Here is a 20475-nt window from a genome sequence, read left to right as displayed (position 1 = left end):
TTAGATCTCCGGTTCAATATTAAAATTCGCGAGATGATATACTTGTTGAGCGCGCGTTAGGATAAACTGATACTGCATTCTTTTTTCATTCGGTGTTCCTTCATACAAAACGACGAAAACGTTAGCCCTTGTAATCGGAGCTTCAAACGGCGCGTAATACTGAGCCTGAATTGAATAAGAACCGGGAAGCGCCTTTGCCATCGTAAATGTCTGCGGTGCAAACGTAGAATCGTCGTACACCAAATTTCCGCCCGATTTCGTGGATGTATGAGACCAATAACATTTTTCTCCGGTAGGATCGATCACCCAAAGATCCGTATAACTCGCCGTATCCCAAGTTAATAAAACTTTAATATCCCTTTTCGGTATTTTAGCGTAAAATGCGGTTTTTTCCGAAAAACGGCCGGCTTTGACCTCAACTATATTTTCTCCGGGAGAAGTCACTGAAGAAAACGAAAACCTTTCTCCCGAAAGTGGAATCCACTGCGGAATCCCGTTGATCACAACCGTAATTTTTTGAACATCCATTCCGCTCACGGTTCCGGAAACATTCAAAATTCTTTCCGTCGTAAATCCTCCTTTCGGAGAATCGATCTGGATCTTTTGAGACCAGATGGAACCGGAAAAAAATAAAATCAAAAAAATCGAACTAATCCACTTTGATTTCATCATCGGAGCTCCCTCCCGTTACTTCGGGATAATACATGAGATAAGCCCTAGCAGGAATGGCCTTGTATTTACCGCCGACTTCGGCTCGTAGAAAATAGCGAACCGTGAAATCTTTTTTTGGCCCGGCGCCGAAGAAGACCGCCCGATCGTCGAAGATTTGACGAGAATCGTATTCCACCTTTCTGTCTCCGGAAAGATATTCCGCGTCCCTTTGGAGAAATGAAAAACCAGGCAGCAAAACGTCTTCAATCATAAAGTAAGAATCCGGACTTCCCTCTTTGATTACATTCAATTCCACTAATACGATATCGCCTGTGGAAAAGGACTTCGTTTCCGAAACTTCGATTCCGGATCCGTCCGAACCGGTTTTGACTTTGTAATATTTTCTTCGTATTTGAATTCCGTTTGAATACGAAGAAATCGTCTTGGAACGATCCTTGTAAAACAAAGACGCGGTAGCGTAAAAAACGGGGCCGTCCTTCTTGATCACTTCTACCCGATTCTCACCCGAATGAATGAGATCGTTAGCGACTACGATTTTAAATAGTTCACCGTCTTCAGATTTCGGAGAAAACGTCGCACTTTTGAGCGTTGTTCCGTTCAGCTTGATCTCAACCTCGGCGGAAGAATCCGATTCTCGAAGAACCGTCAAATATTCCGATAAACTCAACACCGCCAAAGAAGTATCCCTGGAATTGTTCCAGGCATAACCGTTACGATTTGTGAGAATGGAAGAGGCCAAGTTTTCCAAAAGAGTTTCGTTTTCGTTTAAACGAACACCGAGACTCAGAAGACTGGACAGGCCTTCGATTTTGTCCTCTTCCCAATTCGGATTTTTACCGTAGGAAGCCAGTTTTAGGAACGGAGCTTTTCCAAAACCGCTTTCTTCGATCGCCTTCTTAAACAACCGAGACGCTTCCGCCTTCTTCCCTTGATTAAAAAAGGTCAATCCCAACAATGCCTTGCCATAGAAGTTGAGTTTGGATTCCGACTTGGAAAGACCTTCCACCAAAGAATTTTCCAATGATCCGCTTTCACTCAAAGCATTCAAAACGTGAGATTTCACGTTATCCGAAATATCTCCTCTTTCCAAAGAGGAATAGAGAAAATTTCGAGCCCTATACATCGTATTCGCAGTCACCCTCGCGCCGTTCTTTTGACTGATAGCCAACGCTTTCAAAACGTAAGCCGACATCAGAACGTCACTCTCCGAATTTCCATCGAACCAACCGAATCCCCCATCCGTTCTTTGTAATTCTTGAACTTTTTTTAAACCGACATCGATCATCCGAGGTAATTCTTTTTGAATTCGAGAATTTATAAAACCCGCCTTTTGAGCGGAAAGTAGAGGATAAAAACGGCTCATCGTTTGCTCCACACAGCCGTAAGGATAATCCGCCAGATATTCCAAAGATTGTTTCAGCGCGGGCAGGGTTGCGGGACTCAATCTGATTTCCAAATACGGATCTGCCAACTCTTTGGTAACGTTCAACTTTAATAACCCGGAACCGGTTCCTTTGTTCAACCCAAGACTATCCGAGCTAACGCGTGGCGATCCCCAAACTTTCAGAGGAATTTCGGATCGTATGGAATCGGAAACACCGCCCCCGGAAGCAAGAATATTCAATTTTGCTAATTTTATCTTAGGATCCTGAAGGGCCTGAACCGTAAATTGAACCGATTGATTCTGACCGGGCTCTAACTGGATCGTCGTATTTTCAGGACCGATCGCTTTTAGGCCTTCCATTTTTAGAGAAACGTTTACCGGAAACTTACGATTTGTCTGATTGGAAATCGTTGCGGTCACCTTTTGCGATTCTCCCTTGAGAATGTATCTAGGAAGACCTCCCAGAATCATCAGATCTTTTTTAGTGACGAAGTTCGTCTGTCCTCGACCGACTTTTGTATCCGAAGTAATCGCGATCGCAGTGACCCTCCAAGAAGTGAGATTATCCGGCAAAACAAAACTAACGACTGCGGTTCCGTCCGAAGCCGTTTTGACCTTCGCGTTCCAAAAACTCGTATCCTTAAATCGATCTCGATTTTGTTCTTCGTTTTTGATCGCGGAATAACCGGATTCTCCCTTTTTGCCCAACGCCAGTTTCAGACGTTTTTCTTCCGAATATCCGAAAAATTTATAAGAAGAAGCTAATGTTGTCTGAACGTTATTTCTCCTTGGGTGATAAAAAAAAGTACCGATGTTCGGAATCTTTTCTTCTTTGATTTGATAGATTGCTTCGTCAACGACCGCGACCGAAATTTCCGCAGGAACGGCCTTTCCTCCGAGTCCTGTAGTTTTGAGTTTGATCTCCGCCTTATCGCCGGGTCGATAAACCTTATTAACGGAAGCCAAATCCACTTTGATAAATTTTTCTTCCGGGGGCGCTACGATTCGGACCTGACTCTTATAAACGTCGCTTCCGGAAAATTGAACGGCGGATAACGTAAAGTTGGGACTCATTTCCGGACTGATCTTTACGGAATACTTCAGAGCGTTTCCGTTCATCTTGACAACTTGGCTTTTAAAAATCCGATTCCCTTCGACGGTGAGGACAACGTGACCGTTTGAAATCGGACTTAAGATAAGAATTTCAGCATTTTCGCCGACGGAATACAAATCTTTACCTGGTTTTAAATTGATGTCCTTAAAAGGAATATCGATCGAATCCGATACCGAAGAAGCCCAAAAGAAGGTTTCACTTTTGGTTTCGTTTCCTTCCGCATCCTCCGTCTCGGCGGCAACTATGTATTGTCCTCGTTTCGGAATTGCAAATGAAACTTCGGCGCTCCCCGAAACATCTGTTGTCGCGGATGTTTTGGAAATTTTAGAACGCCCGCCTTCGGAGGAATGGTGAATTTCGCGATTGTAAAGGACGAGTTCGACCTTACGTCCTTGGATTTCCTTCTTTCGCGCCTCTTCGCTTAACGTTTTGTCGTAAGGAACCAATTTGACCTTAAGTTTACTTTCCTTTCCAGGTTCGTAAACCGATTGATCCTTTTCCAATTTTAAAAAGAATGCGCTTCTATTTACGGAAAACGAAGCCGCTCCATCCAGAGTAAGATCTTCGGATTGAACCGAAGCGATGACCGTATAAATAGAATCGGCGTCCACTTTGTTCGGTTTAAATTGAATAGAATAAGTACCCTTTTTGTCCAAAGAACCCGTTCCGCTATGAACTAACTCTTGTTTGTCGCTCTGCCCCGCTTGTTCCAGATAATCGGCGCTCGCGTCGAAATTCATTTTACCGACCGGAGAAAAATCGAACTTGGGTCTTCTGAAAACTCGGAACTGGACATCCTTTCCGCTCAAAGGTTGACCGTAGTAGTATCTCGCTTTTACGGTCGCGTTCACCTCTTCTTTTTGCAAAAAATTGGATTTCGGAACGTTAACCGTAACGAGGAAGGTCGGCTTGACATAAGCCTCCACTGAGAACTCGGTCTGAAAAGTCTGATCTTGAAAATTCAAAACCAAAGTGAAGTTTCCGAGTTTGATCGATTCTTCATTCGGAATCTGAAATTCCCCCGAAAAGGTTCCCTGATCTCCGGAAATCGAAACCGGTATGACCGGAAGCTGACTTTCTCCGTCCTCGGAATGAATCGAAACCGTGGCGCTCCCGGATGCTATTCGATAATCGTCCCGATTGAAATTCCGCACCACACCTTTAAAGTAAACAGTATCCCCCGGTCTATAAACCGGTCTTTCCGTATAAATATAAGCTCTCGCTCCTCCTTCTCCGTAAAAAGAGCTGGAATAGAATTCAGGATCAGAAACTGCGTATTCTCCTCCTTTCTTCGCTAAGATGAGAGTTTTAACCGGAGTATTTCCCTTATAAAGAAAAGTCCCATCCGAACCCGTTTTAGAAGAATGGAATATACTTCCCGTCTCGAGACTGAACAGACTCAGATCCACATCGGAAACCGGTTCTCCCGTATCTTTTCTAGCGACATAGACGAACGTCTCGGAACTGGCTTGTTTTACTAAAAAATTCAAACTCGATCTTACAAGAACCGTGTAGGCGATATTGGAACCGGAAACGCCTTCCACAAGATAAACACCGTTATCCGAAACCGGGACGGGGATTCTTCGATAAGCCCAGGAGGACGCGACACTCGGAACATAGAAGGTCGAAATCAATTCGTGCTCGGGAAGAATGGAGGCAACCGCCAACGTTCGTTCTTTCGAAGGAGTCTCGTAATTGATTCCTAAAGTATCCTTTAACACCGAGCGAGTGGAAGAATTGAATTCCTTTCTTGCTACGGATCTGAAATTCTTTTCAAACTTATCCATTGTTCGGGAAAAAAGAGAAATCGGATTTCCAAAGGCACCTTCGTTATTTTCTTGAATCAATCTTTCTTTTACTTTTTTAGAAAGAAACCCTTGAGGATCGGCGATTTTATAAATTCTAAATTCGTAATCGGCTCGCCCGTTACCTTCCAAGTTGATATAAGGTTTTTCTCCGGGACCGAAACTTCGATCTGTTCCTAAGTAAAAATTAGGATTCCCCGAAATTGGAAATCGATACGCTAACCCCAGAACCAACACGGCCCCGAACGATAACCCTAAAATCAATTTTTGAACGCGTTTCATTCCATAACCTCAATCTAAAATACGAAATCGATGGATTCCCAAAAAGGAAGGATTGCTCGGCTCCGGTGAGAATCGATTGCTCTTATTCAACTCTTTTGAACGAATCAATTGAATTCCCCGATGAGAACCGGTATGATACAATAAAAGTGGATTCTTTTTATTTTCTTCCACCAAAATCATCGAGTGAAAATTAGTCCCATTTCCTCGATCTTCGCGAAAAAATAAAATATCACCTGCAAGTCCCGACTCTAAGTTCTTCGAAACAAAGGATGTATTGTATTTTTCAAGGCTTTCCGCATCGGCAAACGCGCCAAATGTTTTCAATCCGGTTCTAAATAAATTGATACCGATAGAAGGTATATCCGGATATTGAAATTCTCGGACATCGGGAATGTTCTTATCGAGAAGAATTCCATTTTTTTTCTGCCAAGATAAATCATGATTTTTTAAAGCTTCTTTATAGGAGAATCGAATCAGTCCACTGCAATCTCTTTCTTGCACGTTCCAAGAGCCGGTTTCTTTTAGATATTGAGAAAGAGCGATTTGAACAAACCATTCTCGAAATGCCCGGCGATCCTCTTCGGATCTGAGTTCGGATAAATCCGGAAATCCGTCCTCGTCCCAATCTCCTTCTCTCGAAAATAATTCAATCTCAACGACCGTTCCTAACTGAGTATGAAGAAACTGTTTTCCCGGTTTATAACCTGCAATCAAACGGAGGATTTGCTTCGAGCCGGAATTTTCCAAAGACAAAAGTTTTAAAGAAGAGTCCTTCTTCTCATCCCATTGAAAAGAATCCGGAGTTCCGAAATACGGGTTTGTGATCGTCAGGACTGCGATCGATTTTCCATCGGCTGGAATTCTAACTTTTGTGGAATCGATACTCGGCAAAAAGAAAGGTCCGCAAGAGAATGATAAAAGCAAACTCAAACTCATAAGCAAAGGGAAACGATTCACAGAACGGAAGATTCGTATAGGAAGGCGAAAAGGAAAGCGATTTTAGAATTCAGTATAAAAATTTTAGTTTAGACTTTCGAGTAATGCTTCCGACTAAGATCGCGTTTTGTTGAAATTTTTTTCCAAGAAAAATCGCTTTCTTTTCAGGAATTCCAAGCACGAGGAAACTGGATTCCGGAATCCAATCGGGATCCTCGCCTTTTCCTTCCCCCTCCAAAACGAGATAAGAATTCAATTCGAGTTTGAGTTCCCGATTTCTACTTTGGTTTTCTTTCATGGAAATGACTTTCGAACGAGGATTAAACGCAGTCAGATAAGCCCATTCTTTTTTTCCCTGTTCTTTTAAGAAGTCGTCCAATGCAGGATTGAAGGATTCGGCGCTTATCGACAAACTAGGATCAAAGACAAGATAACGTGTCTTTAGATAAGATTCAATCAACGAAATCGTGAAACGATTCCCGCTCCGTAATCTGTGATAAAAGAATAGAATTTGATTTTTTAAAGAGATCAATTTTAAAAAGAATTCGTTTAATAACCGAGATTCTTTCGAATCTTTTCCGGAATTTCTTCGAAGTGTTTGTATTTTTGTTTTTTCCCGTCTGGAAAGATCACGTAATAAACTCCGTTTAAAATTTCCATATAATACTTACCCGCTTTTTTTTCCCCCGTCGCACGATGATCCATCTCTTTGACCATTCTCTGATACCGGGAAGGTAGTGTTTGCCAAGAAGCGTAGACTTCGATTTCTCCGCCAGTGTTTACGGTATAAATTCCGTTCTCGTGCATGATTTTGATTCCATTGTAATCAAAAACTTCCAAGATATTTGTTTTGGGATTTTTGGAATCTCTTGTATCGGAACGGTTCGAAACCGAAGAACCTTCCTCCTGATCTTTAGGAAGCCCGTATTTTACTATGGAATTGGAGCCGTCGTTCTCCTTCTTTCTAACCAAAAGAAGAAAAAGGTAAGTCAAACCGGCGAGCAGGAGACTGATTCCAAAAAACCATTCCGCGGGCTTCATTCAATTTCCTTAATATCGAAACTCGATCCCTTTACAGGTAGCCGGTGTTGCGTCCGTCGAAGTGGAGGACCAAGACTCGCAACTCACCGCAAAGACCGCGCTCACACAAAGTTCAATGTCTTTTTTTCTGGATCTTCCGGGAACAAACGCAGTCACTCTTCGGCTCGTGTTACAAAGAACATCCTTCGCTTGATATGCGACGATCAGCTTCGTATTCGCTTCCTCAAACTCGTAAAAGTCCGCGTCCGTATTCTTCTGATAACATCCGGAAAAATAAAATAAAAATAAGAATCCTATGATAAAAGATTTCAGGAATCCTTGCAAAAGATTTCTCAAAAATGAAAAACACATCGTATTCACCATTTCCGCCGAAGAAGCTTTGGATTCAAACAGGAAAGATTCATCAAAAACCGATCGAACTTTTTTTGGAAGTTTTCAAAGGAATTTTTTCGTTCACCGGGATCTGAACCGGTCCAAAGATCGTTTCGTATTCGAAACTCCCGCGAATCGTAAAAAGAAGTTCCTTTCCGGAAATACCCGCCTGTAAGATTCCCAGAGCGATTTGAAGAAGATTTCTATCCATCTTTTTTTCAAATAAGGTTTCGACCTGAAGATCCACTAGCTTTTTCTGAAGCGCGGGGATCACGATTTGTTCGCTCGAAACCACTCGTGCAAGTTCCGAATCTTTTTCCGAAGAATCCGGAACAAAAAAGGAAAGATCGAATTTATGAATCGTAACATCCGTTTCATTCGGATTTTCGATTTCCACCTTCGCCAAAAAGATAATTTTGGGAACCGGCGGAAAAGAAATGAGTTCCGCCTTTTGGGCTTCCAAAGAAAGAACCTGAAACTTGCACTTCTGAAGAGCTTTAAAATTATCTTTCAAAGCGGAACAGGAAAAAAGGAGAAACAAAAAACCAAAAAGCAAAAACTTTTCGATTCGGTTTTTAGGATCGATTGTTTTCAAATTTTATTTTCCTTCCGCGAAAGACGTTTGAATCAGCACCTTTCCTTTGGTCATATTTGCGGCATAATTATCGATTGCTTCGACCGCTTTGTCCAACGGGAATCGAGCTGCGATATCCGTTTTCAATTCTTTTTTAGCCAAGGATCTCAATTCTTTGGAAAGTTTCCAAATCTTATAAGGACTTTGTTGCGGAACCCAGGTAGAAAGCCAAAAACCTTCCAACTTCTTATCTTGGAATATCATCATTCCTGCATGGATTGGAATTTCCTTTTCGGATAAGGCGCCGTAAATGATAGCGCGGCTTCCGTAAGGCATCGCGAGTAAAACTTTTGTGGTCAATTCTCCAGCCACCGCGTCCAGGCAAACGGTAGCCTTGAGTTCGTTAGAAAGAACTCGAAGTTGTCTTTCGAAATTGGAAACCTCCGAATTGAGGATGTGTTTTGCTCCTACCGCTTTTAGGGCTTCTTCCTGTTCCGGCTTACGCACTACGTTGATCACCTGAATTCCCTTTCTCGCTGCGATTCCGACAACCATTTTTCCCAAAGCGCTCGCAGCGGCCGTTTGAACGATCGCCTTGGCCCCGTATTTTTCAGCGAGATCCACCATCGCGATCGCAGTGATCGGGTTTACATAAAGACAAGCTCCTTGTTCTAAAGATAGATCCTTTCCGATCGGAAGACAACTGAAGGCATCCGTGATCATATACTCCGCATAAACACCGTCGCCTCTTCCCGGCGCAGTACAGGCGACATTCTTACCTTTTAGATAAGATCCGTAAAAACCACCTCCGGAGGATACGACCTGTCCGCTTCCTTCAAATCCTGGGACGACTGGAAGTTTCTTCTTGATACCGTAAAGTCCGCGTAAGAACATCAAGTCGGAAGGGTTGATGGACGCCGAATGCATCCGAATCAAAACTTCTCCTTTTTTTAAGGGACGAATCGTCTTTTCAACGATCTGAGCACTGTTTTTGTTTTCACTGTATTCTCTGAGTTCTAAGGCCTTGTATGTTTTTGGGAGATTCATAAATTTTCCTTGATGACTAAATGTTCTATCTTTTCGATCTGTTCCGATTCTATATAATATTTTAAGAATATATCGACGTCTTCTTCCGTTTTAAGGGAAAACCACATTCCTTCCGGATAGCTTACTTGAACCGGGCCAAGCTCGCATCGATCCAAACAACCCGCCCTTTGGATTCGAATTTTTCCCGGAATTGACAAATCCTTTATTTTCTTTTTTAAAGAAGCCAATAACTGAATCGAACCGGAGCGACCGCAGGAGACCCTTTCCCCTTCTCCCCTTACGTTTTCGCAAACAAATATATGTTTGTTGTAAAAGTCAGCCATGGATAAAGAACCCCGTTTTCATTTTCAGTAGAATCCAAGACCAGGTAGAATGTGCAACCCGTTTCCAGAAATCAAAACCCGAGAGAAGTTCGCTTTCAAACGGAATCGAGGACATAAACAGGCGGAATTATATCGAAGTATAAACCGTTATCGATCTGAAGGTTTTTCAAACATCTTGCGCTTTTCGAGATCAAAGTGGGACTTGAAGAAGTCTTTTGCATTTTTTGTATTTTAATCGTTTCCTTACTTTACACCAAGGTTTTTTCTAGAATCTTAGACTTAACCTTATGACCGTCTTGGAGACTTTGAGAATGTTCCGTCCATTTGTAATTTCCGCTGGGATTCTTGTACTTCTTACGTTTTGTGTAAAACAAAGAGCTCCTATCACAGAACCCGAAAAAGACGCTCTTCAGTCTATTTTAATCGAAAATGAATCCATTCATAACTTCCTCATGAAAGAGGAAGAAAAAATTCCGGACGTCTCCAAATTAGAAACCAATGTTCAGGCTCTGATTCAATTGAACGGAGGTCTAAAAAACGAGGCGGAGAAAATGTTACATTCCCTTCGTAAGAAGGACTCGAAAGACGTGGAAAAATTCTTCGAAGCATATTCTTCATTCTCCGAAACCTTGGCCGAAAGTGTAAAACTCGCCGGCGGGAACGGAGTTTTTAATAAATTCTATTGTCCCATGGTTAAAAAAACCTGGGTAAAACAAGGCACTCAAATACAAAATCCATACGCTCCTGAAATGAGAGATTGTGGAGATCTTGTTCCCTGATATAAAGGAAACCTTCTGGAACGAATTTTAAAAACTCGCTGTAAAATTGGTATTTCCTTGGGGGAGCCGTGTCCCGCCAATTGCAGACAAAATCTTATTCCGAACGAATGGAGTATAGCGATCAGGGAATCCTGTATCGCAGAAGAGAAAATGAATGCCTTTGCCGAAGGAAAGGTGGGAATCAACGTGGGTGCTTCAGCCTTTTTACAAGCGCATCCGCTCGTGCTGGAAGGATTTATCGCGAAGGGTGAAGCCTACTTCGAAGTTCTGAGATATTTTCTTGCGATCATCGAACCCGAAAAAATAAAAGAAGTAATCGATGCATTCAGCGATAAACTGCTTTATAAAATCGTAATACACGAATACAATATATTCATGCAATCGGAGGACGAACGCAGAAGAGAAAGAAAAAATATCGCCTTCTTGGATTTAAAATCAAACGATTATTGGAAATCTCTCTCTTCTAAGAGGATTTGTAATTTTGTCGCGTATTGTGTAAGAGAAGCGAAAGACCCCGAATTCGCATCACAGTTTCTAACGGTTCTTCCTCCTGATACCGTCTCCGATTTAAAAACTCTCGCTGGCCTCTCAATCGAAGAAGAAAAGGAATTATATCTTTCACTCAAAGACGGAATCTACGAACTTCCAATTCGAAGCCCGGGGATTTATCGACACATTCTAAATCTTTTCGAAGACGATCCTGAAATTTTTATGATCCTTTCCACTATGGAAGAATTGGTTTCCCGTAAACAACAGATCATTGAATCCTCGCACACGATCCTTGAAAAATACCAATCCGGAAAACTCAATCATCAATCGCTCTTCGCCGATCTTTCGGTTTTAGAACCGGAGATTACGATGGAGATTTTGGGAATCTTTGAGGAAAAAGGAATTTTAGGTAGATCCGAAAAAAATCTAATCAAAGAACTTTTATACAAACAAAAACCCGTTAAAAACTGAGTTTGGGTCAGCTCTTAGTGCAAAAAATTTTCCGGTACATCTTTTCGCCGTTTCTCAAAAACGAAAAAGAAATCCAGTCTTTAAACGGAATTCGTGCGATCGCAATCCTACTCGTAATCATTTATCACGTCTGGCTCCCCTTTTCAGTGACGGACATTCCTAAAATTCTTCAAAACGTCCTTTCCAATTTCAATTCTGGCGTGGATCTTTTTTTTGTATTGAGCGGTTTTCTCATCTATTCAGGAATTCTAAAATATCGGGAACAACCCGATCTTTTCAGCAAAAAAAGTTTTTTTATCGCAAGGACGTTTCGAATTTTCCCTGCTTATTACTTTTGCCTATTTATTCTCTATTTTTATTATCAGGGGCGATTCCAAAAAATCTCTCAACTTCCGAATCCGAACGAATTACAATCGGCGGAGTTGAATTCAATTCTTCTGATTTTACAAAGTAGTTACGCGGATTTTTTTTACGTTTCTAATTATACGGAACATCGCCTTTCTTTGGTGGGATGGTCTTTATCCATAGAAGAACAGTTTTACCTAATTCTCCCTTTTCTTTCCACGTTTTTGCTTTTTAAACTAAAATCCAAAAAAAGAATTTTCTTATTGGCGATTCTTTACTTGATTCCTTTGTTTTTTAGAATTTTTTACTTTCTTCAGAAATCCGACATTTCTGTTTTAATCTACTCGCATACGAGGATCGACAGTTTGATCGCAGGTATGATTCTCGGAGAAATTCAAATTGTTGCGTCGCATTTAAGACCTGAAAGACCGAAATTTCTGAAAAATTATATTCCCGCGATTGGAATTCTTTTTCTTTTGATCGGACACGGATTTCCTTTAGAGCACTGGTTCCGGAGAACATTCGGTTTCAATTTTTTTAATATAGGTTTTGCACTTTTGGTTTTTACCTCGATCCGAACGAAAGGATCGGTTTCCTTCTTATTGGGATCGCCATTCCTGAGACCGATAGCAAGACTGAGTTATACGATGTATTTGTGGAATATCCTAATCGCGGGAATTACGGTTTCAAAAGTGATCGCGGAATATAGGACTCCGAGCGCGGGTGTTTTTTTGTTCGCTGTCTTGGCCGCAATCCTCTGCTGTTTTCTTTTTTCCTGGATTTTATATCTTTTGATCGAAAGACCTTTTTTGATTTTGAAAGAAAGGATTTTGAGCGAATCAAAAACCAATCTATAAGAAAAACTTAAAACGTTCATTTAAGAATTCGATTACATCCAGGCGAGATCCGTAACTCCGACGTCAAAACCGAATTGAGAAATCAAGGTAGTGATCTGCCCTCTGTGATGAGTCTGATGATTGAATATATGATCGACCAAAACCCAAATCGGCTTTTCCAACTCCTTTTGATAAACGACACTGAAAAAACGAAAATTAGATTCCAACCAACTCGAATCGATTCCGAGGGACCAGTCCACGATCTTCGAATCACATTCTTTCCTCGCGCTAAAAAGTTCGTCAAAGTCTGAATAGAGATCCGAACTCGCAGAACCTCCGGGAAGATCTTTTCCCTCAAACCTCGCCATCCACGACAGGTCCACCCAAAGGATATGATTTAAAGTAGAATGAATCGACTTAAAGAAAGCGCCCCTGTTTTCCTTTCTCTGAGAATCGGTAAGCTTGAAACAAGTGGAATAAACCTTTTCGTTCATCCATCGATTATATTGCGCCATAAGTTTGCAGTATTCAAGACTAATCATAGTTTAACCCTGTACGGAAATGGGCGAAAGTTTTTGAATCGATTCGCCAATTCTACAAATTCCTCTTTCAATCGTTTCGATAGAAGAATGTGAGAAGTTGATTCTCATCGTATTCGTTTCTGCAACACCCGTATAAAACGGATTTCCAGGAACAAAGGCCACGTTATTTGCAATCGCAGTTTCGAAAAGTTTCATCGTATTCAAATCGTTTTTCAGATTTAACCAGAAAAACATTCCTCCCTTTGGAGAAATCCAATCCGCAAATTCTACCAAATATCGATTCAGAGCGGACTCCATAGCTTCCTTTTTGAGTTTGTAAGAATTCCGAATTTTGTCGATTTGCAAATCCAGATCGTAATGATTTAGATATTCGTTTAACACAATCTGAGAAAGAATGTTGGAATGAAGATCGCTGGCCTGTTTAGCTATCAGGAGTTTGTTTATAATTTCTTCCGGTGCACAAACCCAACCAACTCGAAAACCCGGAGATAAAGTTTTGGAGAAGGTTCCGATGCTGATCGTTCGTTCGGGATAAAAAGACTGAATGCTCGGCATCGTGTCTGATTCAAAACGGATTTCTCCGTAGGGATTGTCCTCGATAAGAATACAATTCTCCATTCTCAAAATTTCCGAAATTCTTCTTCTTTTTTCGATGGAGAGAGTTTTTCCGGTCGGGTTTTGAAAGGTAGGATTGGAATACAAGAATTTCGGTTTCGTTTTAGAAAGTGTATTTTCTAATACGAACGTGTCCAAACCGTCGTCTTCCAAGGGAACTCCGATCGTAAAAGGTTCATAGAGTGAAAACGCTTGAATCGCTCCCAAGTATCCGGGGCGTTCTATCAAAATCGGATCTCCCGGATTTATAAAAATTTTACCGATCAAATCCAAAGCTTGCTGAGATCCCGTAGTGATAAGAATGTTTTCAGGACTCAGTCCCTGGTAATTAATGTTTTTATAATATCTTTCAAAGATTTTTTCTCGAAGCGGAATATAACCCTCGGATATTCCGTATTGAAGCAATTGTGAACCGTGTTTTTGAAACGCCAACTCGGACGCATTTTTTAATTCTTCCAAAGGAAATAACGCGGGATCCGGTTGCCCCCCGGCAAAAGATATCATTTCTGGATCGGAAGTTATCTTTAGAATCTCGCGAATAAAGGATCTGTTCGATTTTATAATCCTATCCGAAAAGAAAAATTCGTTTGCGTTCATATTTCGATCCAACCCTCCAGATACGGAACACAGGTTCCTCCGATACGAACTCGATCACCTAAATCTTCGCAGAATAATTTCCCGCCTCTTCTGGAAGCTTGGTATGCATTTAAATTTTTCTTGCCTAATCTTTCTGACCAGAAGGGAATCAGCGAACAATGGGAAGACCCTGTGACCGGATCTTCATACAATCCCGCGGCCGGTGCAAAGAATCGGGATAAAAAATCAAAATTTTCACCCGGACACGTTGCGATAATACCAAGAGTGTCCAAATCTTTTGCGATCTCCGCCTTATAAGAAAGTTCACGAAGATCTTTTTCATTTTCATAGACAAGAAGATAATCTCTGGATTTCCAAACCTCAGTTGGAAGAATCGAAAACGAATTCAGAATTTCTTTCGGCGTATCTTCGATTCGAATCGGCTTACGGGAAGGAAAATCCAAGTAAAGAATATCATATTTTTTGAATACTGCTAATTCTCCCGAAAGAGATTGAAAACGAACGACATCCCCTTTTACGATTCCATTATCGAAAAGATAATGGGCGGTCGCGAGAGTGGCGTGACCGCAAAGATCCACTTCTTGTTCCGGAGTAAACCAACGAATCCGAAACATATCTCCTTCCGGGACAAAAAAAACGGTCTCGCTCAGATTATTCTCGAAAGCGATGTTTTGCATCCATTCCTCGGAAATCCAACTTTCCAACGGACAGAGCGCCGCAGGGTTTCCTTGAAATACTTTTTCGGCAAAGGCGTCGATCTGAAGAATTTTTAATTTCATAAAAAATGATTTCCCTTGTTGACACTCTATGTTATAACAAATTTACCTCGAACATAACAGATACAGAAATGAACATTTCAACCAGTACAGATCAAAATTCTAAATATGAGACCATCGCCACCTCGCTCAAATCCATGCTCGAGACCGGAATCCTAAAGGCAGGGGACAAACTACCTTCTTTGCGAAAACTTTCCTTGGAAAGCAAGGTCAGCATCTCGACCGTTTTGTTGGCGTATGAACTTTTGGAAAACGAAGGTTATATAGAATCGAGACCGAAATCAGGTTACGTCGTGCTCTCCAGAAAGACGGGGACAAAAGCTCCAACGATGCCTAAAAAACCGAAACTCGTTTCGTCCTTTGGGATCGACGAAAGAATTTCCTCTCTTTTAGATTCATTACAAAATCCTGATATTCTTCAATTAGGAACCGCGATTCCTGAAAAAAAATACCTACCGATTCCGTCCCTGCATAAAAATTTAAAGAAGGCAATTCTGATTGCGGACAGCCATAACTACCAAGATTCACAGGGTTATCCCGGACTCAGAAAACAATTGTCTTTGCGTTCCTCGCTTCAAGGAATTGCAAGCCACGAATCCGAGATCATCGTTACAAACGGATGTCAGGATGCGTTGAATCTTTGTATCCAAGTTTTGACAAAACCGGGCGATTTGATCGCGGTCGAATCTCCGGTTTATTTCGGAATCCTTCAGAGCGTTCAAAGATTAGGAAGAAAGGTTTTGGAAATTCCGGCGGATCCGATCCATGGAATGAGCCTACCCCATTTAGAAGAAGCCTTACACAAATATCCGATTCAATGTATAATCTTAAATCCGAACTTTCAAAATCCCACCGGGAGCCTTCTATCCAATGAGAATAAAAAGATCTTCGTAGAACTTTGTTCGAGTAAAAATATCCCGATTATTGAAGACGATATCTACGGAGACCTTTTCTTTACGTCTTCCCGTCCCTTGTCTTTAAAGTCTTTTGACAAAAAGGAAATCGTTTATAAAATCTCATCCTATTCTAAAATCATTTCTCCCGATCTTAGAATCGGCTGGATTCTTCCCGGGAAAAAAGGGGCCGAACTTCAAAAGGAATTAAAACTTTCCAGACTGGCGCTTCCGAGTATTCCGCAAATTGCACTCTGCGAATATCTGAAAACTTCCTTCGAAAGAAATATAAAAATTCTTCGAAGGGATCTTTCCTCCAACCTTTCAAAAATTAGAGAATCTGTCCTGAAACACTTTCCGGAGTCCACATCCATTTCCAATCCGCAAGGAGGCCTGGTATTTTGGATCGAACTTCCGAATAAAGTCGATAGCCTTCTTTTACAAAACGAGGCATGGAAACACAACATTTCCATTGCGCCGGGTCCTATCTTTTCCGGAACGGGAAATTTTAGAAACTTCCTAAGACTGAGCGGCGGAATTCGCTTAACAACAAAGGTAGAGGAAAAAATAAGAACGTTAGGCAAATTGGCTTCCCAGTTGAAAAGATCCCAGTAGTCGCTAAATTCTAAATCGATATTCGAGCCAAAAACACATATTCACCAGTAATCTCTATCCTATCTTTTTTATTCTTCTTCGGATCTCGGGATAAATCCGGCGAGTCCCGTTTATAAATTTTTCACCTCGTTTTTATTCAGACCCGTTTTCAGGTTGAGTGAATCGATTTTTCTGCGTCGGGAAGGTTAGCGATTCGATTTGTGAGAAAGAAAAAGGAGGCTCTGCCCTGATCCGGATTTTTCCATCTATGAAATTGTTTGTCTAAAGATTTTTATCCCTTGTCGGATTCTTTATCTCATTGTTCGGAAACCTTTTCACAATGCCAAAGTGAAAAGAGACGAGCAGCCTCACTGCGGAGAAGATCTTAAGAAAGCTAAACTTCCTAAATGAGAAAGAGCCGTTTAATAAACGACTCTTTCTTCCACTTGATATTCTTTGAAAAGACTCTTCTGATTTCCCATTTCACTCTGAAATTCTACAGGATATTGCGACGTAAAACAAGCGTTGCAGAAACCGCCGCCCTTATGATCGATCACAGCACGATTCATAGATTCGACGGAAAGATATGCGATACTGTCGACTCTGAGATATTTCCGAATTTCTTCGATCGTATGTGTCGCCGCAATGAGTTCGTTGTGAGTGGGAATATCGATTCCATAATAACATGGAGAAATCGTCGGAGGCGCCGAAACTCGAAGATGAATTTCCTTCGCTCCCGCGTTCCGAATCATTTTGATGATTTTTCGGCTCGTCGTTCCTCTCATGATAGAGTCATCCACTACGATGACTCTTTTTCCTTCGACGACGTTTCGCACAACGTTGTATTTGATTTTCGCCCCGAAATCCCGAATCTTCTGATCCGGTTCGATAAAGGTTCTTCCTATGTAATGAGAACGAATCAATCCCGATTGATAAGAAATACCTGATTCTTCCGCATAACCTAAGGCCGCGATACTCGCAGAATCCGGAACCGGGATGACCACGTCGGCTTCCACCGGCAATTCTCTGGCTAAAAATCTTCCTAAATTCTTACGAACCTTGTAAACGGATTCTCCAAAAATATTGGAATCCGGTCTCGCAAAATAGATGTATTCGAAAATGCAGAGGCTTGGTGTCGCCTTTGGAAACGGATAATAAGAACTGACTCCGTTTTTGTCGACGACGATCATTTCGCCCGGCTCTACGTCTCTTTCATATTTCGTATCCGTTATATCAAAGGCGCAAGTTTCGGAGGCGAATACGATTCCTCCGTCTTCTCTTCGCCCCATTACCAACGGACGAAAGCCGTTTGGATCACGGACCGCAATCAATTGAGATTTGGTAAGAATTACGAGTGAATAAGCTCCTCGAACCTTTTTGAGAGCGGTGGAAAGTGCGGAAAGAAAATCGGTTTCTCCCGATCGAGCCATCAAGTGGACGATCACTTCGGAGTCGATCGTAGTTTGAAAGATACTTCCTTCCTTTTCAAGCTGGCTTCGGAGTTCCCAAGAATTGACAAGATTTCCGTTGTGAGCCAAAGAAACCGGCCCGAGGTGGGATTCGACCCGAAGTGGTTGGGCGTTTCTTAAAAAACTAGCCCCGGTTGTAGAATAACGATTGTGACCGATCGCAGAATTTCCCTGAAGTTCTTTTAGTTTGGTCTCGGTAAAGATATTGGCGACCAATCCCATCCCGGCGTATCGATAAAGATGCTCCCCGTCCGAGGAAACGATCCCGCTGGATTCCTGCCCCCGATGTTGCATCGAGTAGAGACCTAAATATGTGAAATTAGAAGCTTCCGGTGCGTTGAAAATACCAAAAATCGCGCATTCATCTTTTGGTTTGTCATCCTGGGCTTGTCTTCTTACTCTGGATTTATCGGGAATTGAGCTCATTCTCTGCCTTCTTAAGCTTAAAATCTCAGGTCGCGTTTTTCATGCAAATAAATTCCGATTACATCGTCGTAGATACACTTCGAAGCCTACAACTCGTTCTCATCAATTTGGGTCAGGCTGACTCGATCTCCATAGATACGGAGTCCTCCGGATATTATACGTATTTTTCCAGAGTCTGTCTGATTCAAATTTCCGCGAAGGGAAAAAATTACATCATCGATCCGTTAAAGTTACAAAACTTAGAGGGTTTGGGCGCGCTGTTTGAAGAAGAAAAAATTCTAAAAATCTTCCATTCCGCCATCGATGATATCAAAGCCCTTAAAAAAGACTTCGGTTTTAAATTTAAGAATATCGCGGATACGGGATTCAGCTCTCGTCTTTTGGACCATGAGCAATATTCTTTAACACATCTTGTCGATTATTATCATAAAATAAAGCTATCAAAGAAGGAACAGAAGTCCAACTGGGAAAAGCGACCTCTGGAAAAGAGTCAGCTTCAATACGCGGCTTTAGATACGGTTTATTTAGAAACGATTTGGGAAAAAATGAAAGAGGAACTCATCAAGAGAAACCTCTACGAAGAAGCCCTTTCAGAGTTTGAAAAAATTTCCACCGAAGAAGCGGGATCAGAAGGAAACTCCATTTCCATGGATAAGTTTCCGGATATCTTAGAATTCAGCGCGGACGAAAGAAGATTTATCTACGACACTTTAGTCTTTCGCGACGACAAATCTCGCAAGTTAAACAAGGCGCCGTTCCGAGTTTTTAACAATGAGAAGGTGGTTCTTCTTATGAAGAATCGAAGAGATATGGCAAAGTTAACGGAAGTCCTCGGAAAAAAAGACGCCGAAACTCTCTTTCAAATCTATGCGAATCCAAGCGGACCTCCAATTCAAAAATCGGAGCTTTTTAAAAAACCCGGAGAAAATCTCACAAACGAAGAAGGCGAAAGATTCAAACGTTTAAGAATTTGGAGAGAAACGATCATGTCCATTCGAAGAATGAGTCATCAGATGATGCCTTCCAATAAAATGATCGCCGAACTCGCGCAGAGAAATCCGAAAACTTTGGACGAACTGAGAGAAATGAATTTGTTCTCGGAATGGAAAGTTATGCACTATGGGCCTTCGATCTTAGCCGCTTTGGAAAACATTCCTTACGAATCCAATCTCAAAGGATTGATTCCGATCAATAAAAAATTCGTGTAAGGAAAATTCAATTTTTTGAATGAAGTTTCAAAATGAAATTCGATTTTCAGGCGCTGAAAAACAAACTTGCAATTCCCCAAGAAAGTTTTAACGGAATTCCGGCTCAACCCTTAGATGGAGAAGAAAACACAAAAGCGTCTTCGGTCATACTTCCGATTTATGAAAAACCGGACGACACTCAAGGTATCATTCTTCAAAAAAGAAATTCCAATCTAAAAGCCCACCCCGGACAGATTTCGTTTCCGGGAGGAGCTCATTCTTCTCATGATAAAAATCTTTTAGAAACAGCGCTTCGAGAATGGGAAGAAGAAATGGGAGAATCGAGTTCAGTCCTCGAGGTTTTGGGAGAATATCCGGGACTTTATACTCATACGGGATTTCATATTTCCCCGTTCATCGCGCGTTACAAGGGAACGTTTCGGTTCAACCCCAATCCTGAGGAAGTAGAACGACCGATTCTATTGGATCTAAATCGGTTGAAGACGTCTCCGTTTTATTCGATTCGGATTCGAAGATCCGGCGCAAAAGAGTTGGAAATCTATTATTTCGACTTAGAAGAAGGATTACTCTGGGGAGCCACAGGAAGAATCATCGTAAATTTCCTCCGAGAACACGCGAAATTCGATCGTGAACCGACCCAAGTCGAACCAAACTTAGGATTTCCTCCTTTTTTTGATCCGATTCGCAAATTCTCTAAAAAAAGTTAAAAAGACTTTTTTTTCTTCATCTAGATCTCCGTCTGAAAATTGTGGATACGGATTCTGTCGCAAAGAGACAAGTTTCCACTTCTTCGGTAGAATGTAAATCCGAGCCGGCGAGAAGTTGTAAATTATTCGATGGAATTTTTGAATCTGCCGATAATTTAATCGGACATAATTTATAAGG

At 41.5% G+C, this 20475-nt stretch carries 19 protein-coding genes; 6 read left to right on the top strand and 13 right to left on the bottom strand.

Going from position 1 to position 20475, the window contains the following annotated elements; genetic code table 11:
- The 9 genes from JWG45_RS10265 to JWG45_RS10225 all read right to left on the bottom strand — a co-directional run bounded on the left by JWG45_RS10265 (position 1) and on the right by JWG45_RS10225 (position 9550).
- Positions 1-669, bottom strand: a complete 669-nt coding sequence (locus JWG45_RS10265; RefSeq protein ID WP_205279739.1) for a YfaP family protein — start codon at positions 667-669, stop codon at positions 1-3.
- Positions 650-5257 (bottom strand): alpha-2-macroglobulin family protein, encoded by a 4608-nt coding sequence (locus JWG45_RS10260; protein ID WP_205279648.1) that lies wholly within the window; start codon positions 5255-5257, stop codon positions 650-652. Before JWG45_RS10260 ends, JWG45_RS10265 begins: the two co-directional genes overlap by 20 nt.
- A gap of 9 nt (positions 5258-5266) precedes the next feature.
- Complete coding sequence (locus JWG45_RS10255) at positions 5267-6193, bottom strand: DUF1175 family protein (protein ID WP_205279738.1); 927 nt, start codon at positions 6191-6193, stop codon at positions 5267-5269.
- A gap of 70 nt (positions 6194-6263) precedes the next feature.
- Positions 6264-6725, bottom strand: coding sequence for a DUF3293 domain-containing protein (locus tag JWG45_RS10250; RefSeq protein ID WP_232380627.1), 462 nt, complete (start codon positions 6723-6725; stop codon positions 6264-6266).
- 17 nt (positions 6726-6742) lie between these two features.
- Complete coding sequence (locus JWG45_RS10245; protein ID WP_205279647.1) at positions 6743-7234, bottom strand: hypothetical protein; 492 nt, start codon at positions 7232-7234, stop codon at positions 6743-6745.
- Between the two features lie 9 nt (positions 7235-7243).
- Positions 7244-7585 carry an LIC13255 family lipoprotein gene (locus JWG45_RS10240; protein ID WP_232380626.1) on the bottom strand — a complete coding sequence of 114 codons (342 nt, stop codon included), beginning with the start codon at positions 7583-7585 and terminating at the stop codon, positions 7244-7246.
- Between the two features lie 52 nt (positions 7586-7637).
- The gene (locus JWG45_RS10235) at positions 7638-8192 is read right to left on the bottom strand and encodes an LEA type 2 family protein (RefSeq protein WP_408611623.1); all 555 of its coding nucleotides are present in this window, start codon (positions 8190-8192) and stop codon (positions 7638-7640) included.
- A gap of 12 nt (positions 8193-8204) precedes the next feature.
- On the bottom strand, positions 8205-9227 hold the full coding sequence (locus tag JWG45_RS10230) for a zinc-binding dehydrogenase (protein ID WP_205279646.1): 1023 nt from the start codon (positions 9225-9227) through the stop codon (positions 8205-8207).
- Positions 9224-9550, bottom strand: coding sequence for a (2Fe-2S) ferredoxin domain-containing protein (locus JWG45_RS10225; RefSeq protein ID WP_205279645.1), 327 nt, complete (start codon positions 9548-9550; stop codon positions 9224-9226). Before JWG45_RS10225 ends, JWG45_RS10230 begins: the two co-directional genes overlap by 4 nt.
- A 287-nt stretch (positions 9551-9837) precedes the next feature.
- Between JWG45_RS10225 and JWG45_RS10220 the strand changes: the two genes are divergently transcribed.
- From JWG45_RS10220 to JWG45_RS10210, 3 genes are read left to right on the top strand one after another with little or no spacing between them, the layout of a single operon-like run.
- On the top strand, positions 9838-10329 hold the full coding sequence (locus tag JWG45_RS10220) for an LIC13259/LIC11441 family protein (RefSeq protein ID WP_408611620.1): 492 nt from the start codon (positions 9838-9840) through the stop codon (positions 10327-10329).
- A gap of 15 nt (positions 10330-10344) precedes the next feature.
- Positions 10345-11289, top strand: coding sequence for a hypothetical protein (locus JWG45_RS10215; RefSeq protein ID WP_205279734.1), 945 nt, complete (start codon positions 10345-10347; stop codon positions 11287-11289).
- 2 nt (positions 11290-11291) lie between these two features.
- On the top strand, positions 11292-12491 hold the full coding sequence (locus tag JWG45_RS10210; protein WP_205279643.1) for an acyltransferase family protein: 1200 nt from the start codon (positions 11292-11294) through the stop codon (positions 12489-12491).
- Between the two features lie 32 nt (positions 12492-12523).
- On the opposite strand, the gene JWG45_RS10205 is transcribed toward JWG45_RS10210, so the two are convergent.
- From JWG45_RS10205 to JWG45_RS10195, 3 genes are all read right to left on the bottom strand, one after another.
- Positions 12524-13012, bottom strand: coding sequence for a DinB family protein (locus tag JWG45_RS10205; protein ID WP_205279642.1), 489 nt, complete (start codon positions 13010-13012; stop codon positions 12524-12526).
- Positions 13013-13015: 3 nt separating this feature from the next.
- Positions 13016-14131 carry an aminotransferase-like domain-containing protein gene (locus tag JWG45_RS10200; protein ID WP_205279641.1) on the bottom strand — a complete coding sequence of 372 codons (1116 nt, stop codon included), beginning with the start codon at positions 14129-14131 and terminating at the stop codon, positions 13016-13018.
- Between the two features lie 89 nt (positions 14132-14220).
- A complete protein-coding gene (locus JWG45_RS10195) occupies positions 14221-15003 on the bottom strand; it encodes a PhzF family phenazine biosynthesis protein (RefSeq protein WP_205279640.1) in 783 nt (260 codons plus the stop codon).
- A 68-nt stretch (positions 15004-15071) separates the two neighbouring features.
- On the opposite strand from JWG45_RS10195, the gene JWG45_RS10190 reads away from it, so the two are divergent.
- Positions 15072-16508 carry an aminotransferase-like domain-containing protein gene (locus tag JWG45_RS10190; protein ID WP_205279639.1) on the top strand — a complete coding sequence of 479 codons (1437 nt, stop codon included), beginning with the start codon at positions 15072-15074 and terminating at the stop codon, positions 16506-16508.
- Between the two features lie 401 nt (positions 16509-16909).
- Here the strand turns inward: JWG45_RS10190 and purF are convergent, their stop codons facing one another.
- Positions 16910-18382: an amidophosphoribosyltransferase gene (gene purF / locus JWG45_RS10185; protein ID WP_205279638.1), complete on the bottom strand. Its 1473-nt coding sequence runs from the start codon at positions 18380-18382 to the stop codon at positions 16910-16912.
- Positions 18383-18423: 41 nt separating this feature from the next.
- On the opposite strand from purF, the gene JWG45_RS10180 reads away from it, so the two are divergent.
- Both JWG45_RS10180 and JWG45_RS10175 read left to right on the top strand, forming a co-directional pair.
- The gene (locus tag JWG45_RS10180) at positions 18424-19590 is read left to right on the top strand and encodes a ribonuclease D (RefSeq protein WP_205279637.1); all 1167 of its coding nucleotides are present in this window, start codon (positions 18424-18426) and stop codon (positions 19588-19590) included.
- Positions 19591-19622: 32 nt separating this feature from the next.
- Positions 19623-20297 carry an NUDIX hydrolase gene (locus tag JWG45_RS10175; protein WP_205279636.1) on the top strand — a complete coding sequence of 225 codons (675 nt, stop codon included), beginning with the start codon at positions 19623-19625 and terminating at the stop codon, positions 20295-20297.
- Positions 20298-20475: the final 178 nt, after the last annotated feature.

This window comes from Leptospira ainlahdjerensis, from assembly GCF_016919175.1.
Lineage (GTDB): Bacteria > Spirochaetota > Leptospiria > Leptospirales > Leptospiraceae > Leptospira > Leptospira ainlahdjerensis.
The sequence above is the reverse complement of the archived record's forward strand: the minus strand, read 5'-3'. Positions and strand labels throughout refer to the sequence as shown.

Excerpts from the sequence above, each read along its gene's own strand:
- JWG45_RS10265 (WP_205279739.1), bottom strand. The coding sequence starts at position 669 with ATGAAATCAAAGTGGATTAGTTCGATTTTTTTGATTTTATTTTTTTCC.
- JWG45_RS10260 (WP_205279648.1), bottom strand. The coding sequence starts at position 5,257 with ATGAAACGCGTTCAAAAATTGATTTTAGGGTTATCGTTCGGGGCCGTG.
- JWG45_RS10255 (WP_205279738.1), bottom strand. The coding sequence starts at position 6,193 with ATGAGTTTGAGTTTGCTTTTATCATTCTCTTGCGGACCTTTCTTTTTG.
- JWG45_RS10245 (WP_205279647.1), bottom strand. The coding sequence starts at position 7,234 with ATGAAGCCCGCGGAATGGTTTTTTGGAATCAGTCTCCTGCTCGCCGGT.
- JWG45_RS10240 (WP_232380626.1), bottom strand. The coding sequence starts at position 7,585 with ATGTGTTTTTCATTTTTGAGAAATCTTTTGCAAGGATTCCTGAAATCT.
- JWG45_RS10230 (WP_205279646.1), bottom strand. The coding sequence starts at position 9,227 with ATGAATCTCCCAAAAACATACAAGGCCTTAGAACTCAGAGAATACAGT.
- JWG45_RS10225 (WP_205279645.1), bottom strand. The coding sequence starts at position 9,550 with ATGGCTGACTTTTACAACAAACATATATTTGTTTGCGAAAACGTAAGG.
- JWG45_RS10220 (WP_408611620.1), top strand. The coding sequence starts at position 9,838 with ATGACCGTCTTGGAGACTTTGAGAATGTTCCGTCCATTTGTAATTTCC.
- JWG45_RS10205 (WP_205279642.1), bottom strand. The coding sequence starts at position 13,012 with ATGATTAGTCTTGAATACTGCAAACTTATGGCGCAATATAATCGATGG.
- JWG45_RS10200 (WP_205279641.1), bottom strand. The coding sequence starts at position 14,131 with ATGATATCTTTTGCCGGGGGGCAACCGGATCCCGCGTTATTTCCTTTG.
- JWG45_RS10195 (WP_205279640.1), bottom strand. The coding sequence starts at position 15,003 with ATGAAATTAAAAATTCTTCAGATCGACGCCTTTGCCGAAAAAGTATTT.
- JWG45_RS10190 (WP_205279639.1), top strand. The coding sequence starts at position 15,072 with ATGAACATTTCAACCAGTACAGATCAAAATTCTAAATATGAGACCATC.
- purF (WP_205279638.1), bottom strand. The coding sequence starts at position 18,382 with ATGAGCTCAATTCCCGATAAATCCAGAGTAAGAAGACAAGCCCAGGAT.
- JWG45_RS10180 (WP_205279637.1), top strand. The coding sequence starts at position 18,424 with ATGCAAATAAATTCCGATTACATCGTCGTAGATACACTTCGAAGCCTA.
- JWG45_RS10175 (WP_205279636.1), top strand. The coding sequence starts at position 19,623 with ATGAAATTCGATTTTCAGGCGCTGAAAAACAAACTTGCAATTCCCCAA.